Origin of the sequence: Rothia nasimurium, from assembly GCF_928381705.1 — a bacterium.
GTDB lineage: Bacteria > Actinomycetota > Actinomycetes > Actinomycetales > Micrococcaceae > Rothia > Rothia nasimurium_G.
In genome coordinates, this window is sequence record NZ_CAKMSR010000005.1 from 59,129 (window position 1) to 71,888 (window position 12,760).

Here is a 12,760-nt window from a genome sequence, read left to right on the forward strand (position 1 = left end):
GCAATGGAAGCCAAGGCAACTGCGTCTTACGTACGCGTTACGCCTATGAAGGCACGCCGCGTCATCAACCTTATCCGTGGTAAGCAGGCGGAAGAGGCTCTGGCGATTCTGAAGTTCGCTCCTCAGGGCGCTTCAGAACCGGTATACAAGATCGTTGCATCAGCTGTTGCAAACGCTCGCCAGAAGGCTGCCCAGCAGGGCGTCCCCTTCAAGGAAGAAGAGCTGTTCATCAGCGAAGCATACGCGAACGAAGGTCCCACCATGAAGCGATTCCAGCCTCGTGCCCAGGGCCGTGCGTTCCGCATCAACAAGCGCACCAGCCACATCACCGTGGTAGTCGCTACCCCGGAGAAGGAGGAGGGCCGCTAAATGGGTCAGAAAATTAACCCCAACGGTTTCCGACTTGGCATCACCACCAACCACGTCTCAAAGTGGTTCGCTGACTCCAACAAGGAAGGCGAACGCTACGCAGACTTCGTTCGTGAAGATGTAAAGATCCGCGAACTCCTGTCCAAGGGCATGGAGCGCGCAGGCATCGCCAAGGTCGAAATCGAGCGTACCCGTGACCGCGTCCGTGTGGACATCCACACCGCACGTCCCGGTATCGTTATCGGCCGCCGCGGCACCGAAGCTGACCGCATCCGCGGTGAGCTCGAGAAGCTGACCGGCAAGCAGATTCAGCTGAACATCCTCGAGGTTGCTAACCCCGATCTGTCAGCTCAGCTGGTTGCACAGGGCATCGCAGAACAGCTCGCTTCACGCGTTGCTTTCCGCCGCGCCATGAAGAAGGCAATCCAGTCCGCACAGCGTGCAGGCGCAAAGGGTATCCGTATCCAGTGCTCCGGCCGTCTGGGTGGCGCTGAAATGTCACGTTCCGAGTTCTACCGCGAAGGCCGTGTGCCCCTGCACACCCTGCGTGCGAACATCGACTACGGCTTCTTCGAAGCAAAGACCACCTTCGGCCGCATCGGCGTCAAGGTTTGGATCTACAAGGGTGACCTCACCGACAACGAGCTTGCTGCACAGCAGGCTGCCGGTAACCGTCGTGGCAACGGCCGCGGTGGCGACCGTCGTCGCGCAGGTGGCCGTGGTCCCCGCCGTGAACGTCGTTCCGACAACGCTTCAGCACCCGCTGAGGCTAAGACTGCAGAAAACGGTGAGGCATAAATGCTAATTCCCCGTCGAGTAAAGTACCGCAAGCAGCATCACCCCAAGCGTTCAGGTATGGCTAAGGGTGGCACCGAGGTAGCGTTCGGCGAGTGGGGCATCCAGGCCCTGACTCCCGCATACGTCACCAACCGCCAGATTGAAGCTGCACGTATTGCAATGACCCGTCACATCAAGCGTGGCGGTAAGGTTTGGATCAACATTTATCCCGACCGTCCGCTGACCAAGAAGCCTGCTGAAACCCGTATGGGTTCCGGTAAGGGTTCACCCGAATGGTGGGTCGCAAACGTCAAGCCCGGTCGAGTCATGTTTGAACTCTCCGGCGTATCCGAAGAAGTGGCTCGTGAAGCTATGCGCCTCGCAATCCACAAGCTCCCGATGAAGGCACGCGTTGTGCGTCGCGAAGGTGGTGAATAGAAATGGCAGTTGGATCAAAGGATCTGAGCATCGACAAGCTGGCAGAGCTCTCCAATGAGAATCTGGTAGAGAAGCTGCGTGAGTCGAAGGAGGAGCTGTTCAACCTCCGTTTCCAGGCAGCCACCGGTCAGCTTGAAAATCCCGGTCGTATCCGCTCGGTCAAGCGCGACATTGCACGTATTTACACCGTGCTGCGTGAACGCGAGCTCGGTATTCGTCCCGCAACCGAAGGTTAAATCACATGAGTGAAGTAAAGACTGAAGAGCGCGGCTACCGCAAGACTCGCCGCGGCTACGTAGTGTCCGACAAGATGGACAAGACCGTAGTCGTTGAGGTCGAGGACCGCGTAAAGCACGCCCTGTACGGCAAGGTTATGCGCCGTAGCTCCAAGATCAAGGCACACGACGAGCAGAACGCTGCTGGTATCGGTGACCTCGTTCTCCTGGCCGAGACTCGTCCCCTGTCAGCCTCCAAACGCTGGCGCATCGTCGAGATCCTCGAAAAGGCTAAGTAAACCCTAGGTTTTCTTAGAAGGACAAGATAAAAGGCTCCTGTTTTCCCCTTAGGGGAAAACAGGAGCCTTTTGCCGTATCAAGGACTTTCTACCTTATTCGTCAAGCCTAGGGGAACAGGCATAGCTGAGCAGACAGGGAAGGCGAGAATCTGAGCCTATGGTTTTGAGGCTGTACTCTTCCTTACCCCTGCCGCTCAAAGTGGAATCTAACAATGGTCTTTCACCTAAAGTTTCGACCAAAGATTCGCTTCCCGTCAGCTTATACAGGGCTTCGCCACGGGTCCACAGGGTCAAGAAGGTGGGAACAAAGCATCCTGCCTCTAGGGCTTGTTTTAAACGAGCCTGGTCTGCCGGGTGAAAATAGCGGATGATCCTGATCGCCTTCTGCTCAAGGAGGGGAGCTACTCTAAGAGATTCGCAATCAATCCCTAGGTTATATTCGCCAGGGCCAAGAAGAACAGCCAGGTAATTAGCTGAATGACTGACTGAGACCGAACAGGTGGGCTGAATTGGCTTACCTGTAGGAGTTGTCTCCCAGCAGATATTTTCTATTCTCTGCCCTGTGTATGAAGCAATCGCCCTTTTAGCCAGCCACCGGTGCAAGAGCCACTGCTGGCCTAGGTGCCGGTGGCTAAACTCCTGAGCCCGTTTGTGTTCTCCTGGCTCTAGTTCTTCCCGATAGAGTGAAGGCGGAATCAAGCCCATAATCCTCTGTGAGTCATAAACCGCCATTTCTAGCTGGTCACTCCTGTGGGCGAATAGGGGTTTTATGGGCACGATGAAGCAAAGACCATGTTCGGACTGAGAATGTTCTGGCAGGCTGAAAGGATTGTTTGCATCTTTGCCTCAGTTTCTGCCAGTTCTAGGTCTGGTTCAGAACCCTGCACGATTCCAGCTCCAGCCCACAGATCAATCGTCGATCCGTAGATATGAGCTGACCGTAGGATCAAGGACCAGCGCCCCTGACCTGCTCCGTCCATCCAGCCCACGAGCCCTGCAAAGTACTGACGGGGTGTTCGTTCAAGACGGGTTATGTGGGGGAGGGCAATGGCAGCGGGAGTACCACCCACAGCTGGGGTGGGGTGTATCTGTAAAGCCAGCTGCAAAGGATTGTAGGCAGCAGGTACCTGGGCACTCATCGGCGTTCCCAGATGATACATAGAATCTGTTTCAGTGATTTCTGGTGGGCAGATAGCTCCAAGACGAACCCCCGGCATGTTCTGGAGCTGCTGGCGGATATGCTCAACCACGAAAGAATGCTCGTAGAGATCTTTGGAGGAATTGAGGAGAACCTGCTGGGCTTCTTTGAGAGTTGAGCAGGTTTGTTTGTGCCGGGATCCAGCCAGCGGGTGAGTGTAAAAATGGTGGTCACGAACATCTGCAACGACTTCGGGGCTAGCGCCTACCCACTGCTGCTGATCTGCGGTTCTTAGGCAGAATGTATCAGCTCGGGGGTTAGCCCGGTGAAGGGCACCGGCTAAATCTATCCCCTGTAGGGGTTGGTTTTCGGCTACCGTATACCGTTTATACCTTCCCAGAACAATTTTGTGCAGTTCACCCTGCTTCAGGATAGTGAGGGCTCTTTCAACAGCTGACAGGTAGTGGCGCTCTTCTGCCTGGTTGAAGGAAATATCTGCTCTTAACCTGGAAGCCGCAGACGCTTGAGGTTCTTCCCCTGGGCTAAAAAGTGTGCCCTTACCTACCAAGCCCGCGGGATCTTGAGCTTGAGGCTTGGGGGCTGCAAGCAGGTAGGCGGGTTCTTGGGGGTTGAAGGGGATGATTCCACAGACCACTTTGTCTTTGGCAGGTTTTCCCTCGCTGGAGGTAAGGGCCTGCCGGATAAATTTTCTAGCCTGAGCGGATCGTACCGGATCTTGGCAAATAGTTGAGCTTCTTACTCGATAGAGTTTTTGCTGGGTGATGAAATCAAAAGTCGCTGTATGGTTCATCGCTGGGTTGCCCCTCCATCGACGGTTAGCTCTGCCAGATTGATGTGCCTAGCCGCAGGAGACAGGAGAAAAGCAACAGGGTGGGCGATATCTGAAGGATCTGCGACCCGTCCAAGTGGAATTCCTGTTCTGTAGAGCTGAGGATTGCCGGCGATACTTTCAGCAGTTCGGTCTTCGCCGCCCCACATGGTGTGGACCATAGGGGTTAGGGTAGTGCCAGGGTTGACGACGTTGGTCCGTACCCGCCACGGTGCAAGTTCTAAGCCGAGTGATGTGGTGAAATGAGCAGCAAAGGCCTTGGACGCCCCGTAGGCTGCCATGTGCGCCCGTGGCCCGTTAGCAGCGTTGGAGGCAACAGTGACAATGGAGCGGTCTACCCCTTCTGTTTCCTGGGCCTGATTCACCATAGCGCGTGCTACTGCTTGGTAGAGGTGGACCATGGCGGTGACATTGAGAGCTAACAGAGAATCGAATTCTCGCAAATCAAGTTCTAAGACCGGTCCATGGACAAGAACACCAGCTACATGGGCCAGACCAATAAGGTCGTAATCTTGCGCTATAGCAGGAACGAAGGACCTCACCGCCTCGTGGTCGGTTAGGTCGAGAGCTACAGGGATTACTCGTGATGGCCAGCTTTTGGTATATACCTGGGCTTTTTCGAGGTTTTGGGCTGTATCGCTGGCAATGAGGTGGCAGTGCGAGAAGTCGGGCAGCTGGAGTAACAGATCGAGCAGGGCGGATCCGATTCCTCCTGCTGCGCCGGTGATGATGATTGCTTGTGGTTTGGTCATGAAAGTTCTAGGAGCTGGTTGGTGGTCGTGACGTAGCCACACCGGCTGGCGACGTAGCTGAGAGCTGAGCGATGGTAGGTAGCGTCGAAATCTGCCTGGGCATCTGAAATAAAGAAGACTTGGAAGCCCTTCATGAAGGCAGTGAGCGCGGTTGTTTGGCACCCGATATGCGAGTAAATACCGCTGATCCAGAGTTGATTTTTCCCAGCTGCCCGAAGACGTTCTTCGAGGTCTGTGCGGTAAAAGGCACAGTAGCGCCATTTCGTGAGAACGGTATCTGCGTCAGTGGGGGCAAGCTCAGAAATGATGAGGGCGTCTTCTGTTTGGGTGAGTCCTGGCCCCCAGAAGTCGGTGAGTAGGGCCCTGTCGCCAGCAGTTTGCCGGGGCGGTTGCGCCGTGTAGATTACTGGCTGTTGGTGCTGATGAGCTGTGTGGATCAGGCGTGCTGTATTGGAAATTGCGGTCTGGATAGCGGACCCAGGTGCCCGGTCGAAGGCCTGCACAAAGTAGTTTTGCATATCGTGTACTAGCAAGGCTGCGCGTTCCCTAACTGGAATCCAGTCGACGGTGTTGGGAGGAAGGTCCTGAGCGCTAAGAGTGTAGCGATCGATGGTAGGGAGCATAATCGTCCTTCAATGAGGTGGGGGTCTACAGGGGTATAGGTGACGCTGATCTTCTGCCCCGAGCTAGGCTCTCAATAAGGGTAGAAAAATTTTGCGTAATTACCATCATTAAAGATAAGGTTAGCCTATCCTGAAAAACAAGTAATGACTCCCTGAGTCCGAAGGACAGTACTGTGCCTCTTACCCGTCGACATCTTTTCCTTACAGCTAGTTTCTCTGCCTTAGCACTGTTTACTGCCTGTGCTGAAAAATCCACCGAATCTGAAACCCCATCAGATTTTGGGGCAGGACGTACGGTAACAGATATCGAGGGCAACACGGTTGCCCTTCCTGAAAACCCCCAAAGAATCGTGACCCTCTCCGAACCAACCCTTGACGCGGTATTAGCCTTGGGCATTACCCCGGTCGGAGCAGTTGCCGGACGGGGGCAAAGCGGCGCCCCCCATTACCTGGGGGATAAGGCAGCAGGTATAGAAATCGTTGGCACCGTCTCAGAACTACAGTATGAAGCGATCGGTGCTCTCTCCCCAGATTTAATTTTGGCGGACGGTACCAGTATCAATAACAGGCCCGATGTCCTCGAGATCCTGCGGAACATTGCCCCGGTCGTCTTCTGCGGCTATGCTGGCGGGCTCTGGGAAACAAACTTCACCTATGTCGCCCAGGCCTTAGGTAAGACAAGCGAAGCTGAATCTTATCTGCAGGACTACAAGGCATTTGTAGCGGCCACAGCCCAAGAACTGAACCAGAAATATAGTTCTTCAACTTTCTCTATCGTTCGATGGCAGGGGAGTGGGCCATCTTTAATTCTGAAAGAGCTCCCTGCCGGTCAAGCCCTTGAAAGTCTTGGGCTACAACGTCCTGAAAGTCAAGACAGGATGGGACGGGGCCATTCAGAACCTGTTTCTCTGGAGAATCTGGCCAGCATAGATGCGGACTACATGTTCTTGGGAACCCTGGGGGGAGCCAGCCAATCTGACCCTACAGCTGAAGGCTTAGCTAATGTCCAGGGGGCGCAACAGGCGCTAGAGCAGGCCGCAAAAACCTCCGGCTTCACAGATCTGAAAGCCTACCAGGCCGGCCGGATCCTGCTGGTTGACGGTTCGCTATGGACCTCTACCGGTGGCCCCCTGCTGATGCGAGGAATCATCGAAGACGTGAAAACACATTTGCTCTAAAACAATTTGAGAAAACATACCATGAAAACACCACAAAGTTTGTCATCCGTTCAGTACCTGCCGACCCTCACCGGACTTGCCCTGGCCGCAAGTGTTGCCGCCTCAGGTCTCGTCCTGCACCCAATCCTGGCGCCTGCTGCATTTTTGGAAGGAAGTAGCCTGGCTATTGCCCAAGAAACCAACGCTACAAAGCAGGTCACCGTAAGCCAGGTGCTGAACGATGATGGAACGGTGACGGTGAGCGGTAGTGGCTGGACCTCAACAGCCCCAGACCGCGGTGCCGTGGTTGCCTTTAAATGGGATGGGGGAGCGGTGTTCAATCATGAGCTTCCGGCTCACCCCCTGACCGGACAGCCCTTGACCGAAGCCCGTTTTGCAAACGTCAACTTCTATACGGTGGCATCACCCGACGGCACCTTTAGCGTCAATATCAAGCTGCCAGACTCAACAACAGCCCAGGTGCAGGACACAGACTGGCAGGCAGGCAGCTCTCACACACTTCAGGCCCTGGCAGGTTCGCTGGCTGACGGTGATTCCCCTGGCTCCGTAGCTGCCTCATTTACTGTTCCCTCTACAAGCCTTGAGGACACATCAACCTGGCCCTCTGTAACAGCGGGTTCTGCACAGGTGCGTATCTCACCTGTAACAACAGGGGAGCAAGCCACCATTCGACTGATTGGGCAGGGCTGGACTAAAGAGGATGGCACCAGCGCTTCAACAGTATCGATCAAACTGGAATATCTGGATACAGAAGGCAAGGTTCGCCAGTATGAACGAACCGATAGGGCGATTTCATCCTATTTGCAGTCTGTTGGGCGGGCAGCAGATCCTACGAGCTGGGGTCTGCTCATCCCAGATGCAGAGCGTGCCCAACCTGACCAGGGGCTACTAGCTGTTGGCGCTGACGGTAGCTTCGATATTGAACTCGAACTGCCTGAAGAAGTACAGAAAGGCTCAGCAGGGGACTACCTGGCAGTCTTCATACAGTCCGGGCGAAACGCTGAGGCCGATGTAACTCGTTCTGTTCGTTCTGAACCAATACCGGTCAACGGGGTAGCTGGTTCTCTTCCTAGCGATGATGACCATCAGACCGTCTGCGCCACAGACCTGGATAGCCCCACGTTTGAAATTGTCAACCCCACCGTTGAACTGGGTGGGAAACTTCGTGTCGTGGGAGAGGGCTGGTGCAATACCGAGAACCAGCGGGCAACCACTGTTGCGGTGAAAATTGATGACGGTGGAATCAGCCGGCTTGATACGTCCCTTCACTCAAATCGTACAATCTGGGCTATTTTGCACCCGGATCCCGCCACCGGCCGCATCGACGCCACCATCGACTTGCCTGACGGAACTACAGCAAGTTCTTCCCCCGCTCTGGCAGAGGGCAGCCATTCGCTGCGAGTGCTCTCTGGCTCTCTTGCCCCAGGGGACCGGGCCGTTACCTTAGGCGGCGTCGGAAAACTGGACTTCGTGATTGGGCAGTATTCTCCTCACGCCATACCAGATACGCTCTCAAGCGAAGACCTATCAGCTGCTTCTCAAGGTCACATGACGGCCCAACTCACGGGTAGAAATATGCGCGTAACCGTACCCGGGGCAGAGGCCGGCCAGTGGGTGATGATTAATCCCTATATCGGTGGGTCTGTGCGGAGCAACTGGGGCTCAGGCTGGGTCCAATTAGATGCCAATAAGTCTGTGAGCTACCTGCTACCGGAAGATCTAGCAGCAGGTGACTATCAGGTTGTCGCCCAAAGCGGGGAGCTAGAAAATTTTGGTGCCCTGCTGGGTTGGGCATCCCTCTCTGTCGCAGAAGCTCATCAGGAGACTGCGTCCACCCCGGCTACTCGACCCAGCCAATCCCAGGTGAGCGGGGCAACCGGCAACCTCTCAGCCTTCCCTGTTTCAGCTGCAGCTGGCTACAGCCTAGCTGAATCTGTCGCCCACAGCCCATTAGGTTCATCTGCCACCACAGCTGTTGGAATGAACGTCCCAGTCAGCCAGCTGGCCTCGCTGCCTTCTCAGGTGCTGCGGGCCCCCGCCCCTCGTCAGAATGTGGCCAGCCCCGTCACGAGCCCCACCGTAAAACCTGCCAGCACACCACCAGCCCCAGGAAAGGTCACCGAGCAGCCCGAAACAAGCAATAGCTCTGTTGTTCAAGCCGAAAACCCGGCAACAACCAGAAGCTCCTCGCTCCTTGACCCCAATAACCTCTTGCTGTGCGCAGCTGCAGCAGTTTTGCTCGCCACCCTCGCCCTCACCCGCCAAAAGAAAAAGTCATAAGGAAGAAGTATGTCTGTTTTCCCCAAAATGAGAGTCTTCTGCGTTGCGCTTGGTCTAGGAGTAGCCGCCTTATGCGGTCCAGTAGGTTTGGCACCTGCCCATGCCCTACCTCCGGGCGGAGCCGCAACCTCCAATACCCCCGGCACCAGTTCTAGCGTTTCACCTGCAAGCCTTCAGGCAGGCGATACTCTCACCTTCTCAGTCTCCGGTTTCCCCGCAGGCGAACAGCTCTACATCAAGGTTGATGACGGCGCAGCCTGCCCCTCAGACGCTGCCCAAGGCGCCTGCGTCGTCCACCAGCAAAAAATATCGAGTAACGGTACCGCTTCCGGTTCTTTCATCCTCTCGAAGGAACTGAGCGAAGGGCCCCATACCCTCCGCTTCCTGGCCACAGAAATTATGTACGATGCGGACGGCAACTATCAGGGGTCAAAGGGCTACACCAACCGATCGCCCGAATTTACCATCTCGGGTGTGAACGAATCATCAAGCGGTGGTACGACCGTCAACGTTGATCCGAGCGTCATCAATAGCATCGAAGAAAACGTAGCCCAGGCTGAAACTTCTAACCAGAACCAGATGGCTACTAACCCGGCCACAACAGATAGCCAGAACCAGGAGACTACTTCCTCATCAGCTGAATCTAGCGTGGCTACCGTCAGCACCGACACCGCAGCAGACGGAACCACCATCTACCTCGATGCTGAGGGTAATCCTATTAGCCAAGAAGAATATGAAGCCCTGCTAGCACAAGAAACAAGCACAGCTTCAGCCCCCGAAAGTCAGCAGGCCAGCCCATCAGCCACGATGAGCCCAACCGCCGGTGAAAGCTCAACAGCGTCAGCTCAGGCCCAAGCCAGCGCAAGCCAGGAACCCGAAGAAGAGACTGCAGCAAGTATCGCTCAGCAGGGAACCTTCCCATGGATGGGTGCGCTTGTCTTTGGGGCATCAATCATCGTGGCTGCCTTCGTCCTGCTGCGTCGTCACAAGACTTCTGAGAAATAAGCTCTCCTGAAACCACCGTATGACTACCTCACCTGTGCGCTCGCGCCTGCGAGACAAAGCCCTAGCCCCTCGGAGATACCTGGTGCTGACGGTCTGTGCGGCTGCGCTGGGTCTGACTCTTTTGCTATCCCTGAGGTTCGGTTCTAACGCCCTAGAAGGCCAAGACATATGGGCTGCTCTTGCAGGGGATAGCACTAGCCCTGCCTACACCATTGTCTGGGACCAGCGAATCCCGCGTACCCTCCTTGCCCTGGTGTGCGGGGCAGCTTTGGCTGTCGCTGGATCCCTGATGCAAACTCTGACGCGCAACCCGCTCGCTGATCCCGGTCTTCTGGGGGTCAACGCGGGAGCCTCTTTAGCCGTGGTTCTTGCCGTGGTGATTTTGGGGCCCCTCCCCATCCTGACTCTCATGGGCGCTGCTTTCATGGGAGCTTTGGTGAGCGTGGGGGCAGTCTTTGCCCTGGGTAGCTCAAAAGGGCAGTCGATGTCGCGTTTTATTTTGGCCGGTGTTGCTTTGGCAGCGTCCCTGACCGCCATCGCTCAGGCACTCCTGCTTGCTAATCAGACGGCCTATAACGAATTTCGTTTTTGGGCAGCTGGGTCCCTTGAAGGACGCGGGTATGAGGTGCTGCTTCCCGCCTCCGTCCTCGTTGGCTTAGCTCTGATCCTAGGATTTTGTCTCATTCCCTCCCTGCGTACGCTAGCGCTCGGGGCAGAAGCTGCACTGGCGCTGGGAACCTCAGTGAAAAAAATTACCTGCCTTACATTACTGACGGTGTCTCTCCTAGCGGCAATATCAACCGCCGCGATTGGCCCTCTTGCCTTCGTTGGGCTAGCGGTACCTTTTATCCTCCGAACCCTTCTGGGCAACAAGGTGGGCTGGGTGACTGCAGGGGCTGTGCTGGCAGGTCCCGCCTGGCTCATTGCAAGTGACGTTTGTGCTCGCACTATCATGGCGCCTGCAGAAATTCAGGTAGGAATCATCACCACCCTGCTTGGAGGCCCTCTCTTCCTGGCCCTGATGTCTCGACGAAAGGTACGCGAGCTATGACCTACCGCATCCGAGCCGTCACCCTCTCCGCCCTACTTAGCTCTTTACTCCTCGGACTGTGGGTTTTGATGCAGGGGGATTACAACCTCACAGTTACAGACGTTGTAGCTGCCCTCAGCGGCTCCGAAACAGGGCTGGGAAGCTATTTCGTCCGGGAAATTCGAGCTCCCCGAATACTAGCTGCCCTCCTCGTAGGAGCTGCCCTGGGACTATCGGGGGCAATTTTCCAAACCATCACCCGCAACCCTCTGGGATCCCCTGACGTCATAGGGTTCACGCACGGGGCAGCTACCGGGGCCCTCTGCGCCATGATTGTGTGGGGAACCAGTCCCTGGGGTACTGCCCTAGGCGCAATCGTAGGAGGAGCTGCCACCTCCTGCGCTGTCTATCTGCTTACTCGATCAAGAGGCCTTGAAGGGTTTCAACTGATCCTGGTTGGCCTGGGGCTAGGCGCAACCCTAGCGGCAGTAAACTCCCTGCTAGTAGTGCAGGCCTCTGTGACACAAGCTCAAACAGCAGCAGCCTGGCTGGCAGGCTCCCTGAACAGTATGACCTGGGGCAAAGTAGCCCTTCTAGCTCTCCCGCTTGCCCTGGTAGCCCCGCTACTTCTCTGGCTTGCCAGGCCCCTGCGGACCCTCAACTACGGGGATACCCTGGCCCAGGGCATCGGGGTGCCAGTAGCCAGCGTCAGGCTAATAAGCCTCATTCTGGGAGTGCTCCTGGTCGCCCTAGCAACAGCACTGACTGGCCCCATTGCCTTTGTTGCTCTTGCAGCTCCTCATATCGCCCGTCATCTGAGCCACCAAGCAGCTGGGAACCTAGGCACAGCAGCCTGCACGGGTGCCTTCATCACCCTAGTGGCAGACGCCCTAGGCCAGTTTGCCTTCCCTACCTCCCTCCAAGTCGGAGTCGTCACCGGAGCCCTCGGCGGCCTGTACCTCATTTTCCTCATCTACAGAGCACGACGTAAGGACAGCAGTGAGTAAGTTAAACGAGAGTGCGCTAGAAGCCAAAGACCTCCATGTCGCCTACGAGAAGCACCCCGTACTTCACGGTATCAACTGCTCAATCCCTCGCGAAGAGCTAACCGTGATTCTAGGTCCTAATGCCTGCGGCAAATCAACTCTTCTCAAGACCTTTGCGAGAATCCACCAGCCAACAGCAGGAGAAATATATCTTCAAGGGCAGAAAATTACAGACCTATCAAACCGGTCAATAGCCCAGACTCTAGCCCTACTACCACAGAGCCCCCACGCGCCAGACTCCGTCACCGTCGCGGACGTCGTGGCTCTAGGACGTTACCCCTACCAAGGCTTCCTGGGAAGAATGCGGAGAGAAGACCACCGTATCTGCCAAGAAGCCATGGATGCCTGCGGCATAGCAGACCTCAAAGACAGAACCCTACAAGAGCTATCCGGCGGCCAGCGACAAAGAGTGTGGATAGCAATGACCCTAGCCCAAGACACACCCCTGCTTTTACTTGATGAGCCCACCACCTACCTGGATATCACTCACCAGCTCCAGGTGCTCGATCTGGCAGCTGAACTTCACCGGCAGGGGAAAACGCTTCTGCTGGTGCTACACGACCTCAACCTGGCTTTCCGCTACGCCACTCACCTCATCCTGATGAAAGCCGGAACAATCATGGCAGAAGGTTCACCCCAAGAGATTGTCACCCCGCAAATCATTGAACAGGTCTTTGACATCAAGGCCAGTATCATCACCGACCCCCATAGCCATACCCCGCTCATGATTCCCCACGATACCCGCAACCCCTAGACCTTC

15 protein-coding genes are annotated in these 12,760 nt (G+C 55.9%); 11 read left to right on the top strand and 4 right to left on the bottom strand.

The features are described from left to right. Window positions 1–3 precede the first annotated feature (3 nt). The 5 genes from rplV to rpsQ are packed head-to-tail and all read left to right on the top strand — an operon-like array spanning window position 4 to window position 2,098. Window positions 4–369: a 50S ribosomal protein L22 gene (gene rplV / locus L6762_RS05595; RefSeq protein WP_083090720.1), complete on the top strand. Its 366-nt coding sequence runs from the start codon at window positions 4–6 to the stop codon at window positions 367–369. Further along, on the top strand, window positions 370–1,167 hold the full coding sequence (rpsC, locus tag L6762_RS05600; RefSeq protein WP_185174281.1) for a 30S ribosomal protein S3: 798 nt from the start codon (window positions 370–372) through the stop codon (window positions 1,165–1,167). Beyond that, complete coding sequence (gene rplP / locus L6762_RS05605; RefSeq protein WP_135012890.1) at window positions 1,168–1,584, top strand: 50S ribosomal protein L16; 417 nt, start codon at window positions 1,168–1,170, stop codon at window positions 1,582–1,584. Window positions 1,585–1,586: 2 nt separating this feature from the next. Beyond that, window positions 1,587–1,820 (top strand): 50S ribosomal protein L29, encoded by a 234-nt coding sequence (gene rpmC, locus L6762_RS05610; protein ID WP_083090723.1) that lies wholly within the window; start codon window positions 1,587–1,589, stop codon window positions 1,818–1,820. 5 nt (window positions 1,821–1,825) lie between these two features. After that, window positions 1,826–2,098: a 30S ribosomal protein S17 gene (rpsQ, locus tag L6762_RS05615; RefSeq protein ID WP_237185979.1), complete on the top strand. Its 273-nt coding sequence runs from the start codon at window positions 1,826–1,828 to the stop codon at window positions 2,096–2,098. Between the two features lie 93 nt (window positions 2,099–2,191). On the opposite strand, the gene L6762_RS12030 is transcribed toward rpsQ, so the two are convergent. The 4 genes from L6762_RS12030 to L6762_RS05630 all read right to left on the bottom strand — a co-directional run bounded on the left by L6762_RS12030 (window position 2,192) and on the right by L6762_RS05630 (window position 5,461). Then, on the bottom strand, window positions 2,192–2,830 hold the full coding sequence (locus tag L6762_RS12030; protein WP_423817084.1) for a 4'-phosphopantetheinyl transferase family protein: 639 nt from the start codon (window positions 2,828–2,830) through the stop codon (window positions 2,192–2,194). Window positions 2,831–2,865: 35 nt separating this feature from the next. Beyond that, window positions 2,866–3,891 carry an isochorismate synthase gene (locus L6762_RS05620; RefSeq protein WP_237185980.1) on the bottom strand — a complete coding sequence of 342 codons (1,026 nt, stop codon included), beginning with the start codon at window positions 3,889–3,891 and terminating at the stop codon, window positions 2,866–2,868. A 152-nt stretch (window positions 3,892–4,043) separates the two neighbouring features. Then, window positions 4,044–4,838, bottom strand: coding sequence for an SDR family NAD(P)-dependent oxidoreductase (locus L6762_RS05625; RefSeq protein ID WP_237185981.1), 795 nt, complete (start codon window positions 4,836–4,838; stop codon window positions 4,044–4,046). Then, a complete protein-coding gene (locus L6762_RS05630; RefSeq protein ID WP_237185982.1) occupies window positions 4,835–5,461 on the bottom strand; it encodes an isochorismatase family protein in 627 nt (208 codons plus the stop codon). The genes L6762_RS05625 and L6762_RS05630 overlap by 4 nt, the downstream gene beginning before the upstream one ends. A 173-nt stretch (window positions 5,462–5,634) precedes the next feature. On the opposite strand from L6762_RS05630, the gene L6762_RS05635 reads away from it, so the two are divergent. The 6 genes from L6762_RS05635 (at window position 5,635) to L6762_RS05660 (ending at window position 12,754) form a co-directional block, all read left to right on the top strand. Further along, window positions 5,635–6,639, top strand: coding sequence for an ABC transporter substrate-binding protein (locus tag L6762_RS05635; RefSeq protein ID WP_237185983.1), 1,005 nt, complete (start codon window positions 5,635–5,637; stop codon window positions 6,637–6,639). A gap of 21 nt (window positions 6,640–6,660) precedes the next feature. Further along, a complete protein-coding gene (locus L6762_RS05640; protein ID WP_237185984.1) occupies window positions 6,661–8,919 on the top strand; it encodes a hypothetical protein in 2,259 nt (752 codons plus the stop codon). Window positions 8,920–9,006: 87 nt separating this feature from the next. Continuing rightward, on the top strand, window positions 9,007–9,924 hold the full coding sequence (locus tag L6762_RS05645; protein ID WP_237185985.1) for a plasmid partitioning protein: 918 nt from the start codon (window positions 9,007–9,009) through the stop codon (window positions 9,922–9,924). Between the two features lie 19 nt (window positions 9,925–9,943). Continuing rightward, window positions 9,944–10,975, top strand: coding sequence for a FecCD family ABC transporter permease (locus tag L6762_RS05650; protein WP_237185986.1), 1,032 nt, complete (start codon window positions 9,944–9,946; stop codon window positions 10,973–10,975). After that, window positions 10,972–11,961, top strand: a complete 990-nt coding sequence (locus L6762_RS05655; RefSeq protein WP_237185987.1) for a FecCD family ABC transporter permease — start codon at window positions 10,972–10,974, stop codon at window positions 11,959–11,961. The genes L6762_RS05650 and L6762_RS05655 overlap by 4 nt, the downstream gene beginning before the upstream one ends. Then, window positions 11,954–12,754, top strand: a complete 801-nt coding sequence (locus L6762_RS05660) for an ABC transporter ATP-binding protein (protein WP_237185988.1) — start codon at window positions 11,954–11,956, stop codon at window positions 12,752–12,754. The genes L6762_RS05655 and L6762_RS05660 overlap by 8 nt, the downstream gene beginning before the upstream one ends. The last annotated feature ends 6 nt before the right edge of the window (window positions 12,755–12,760 follow it).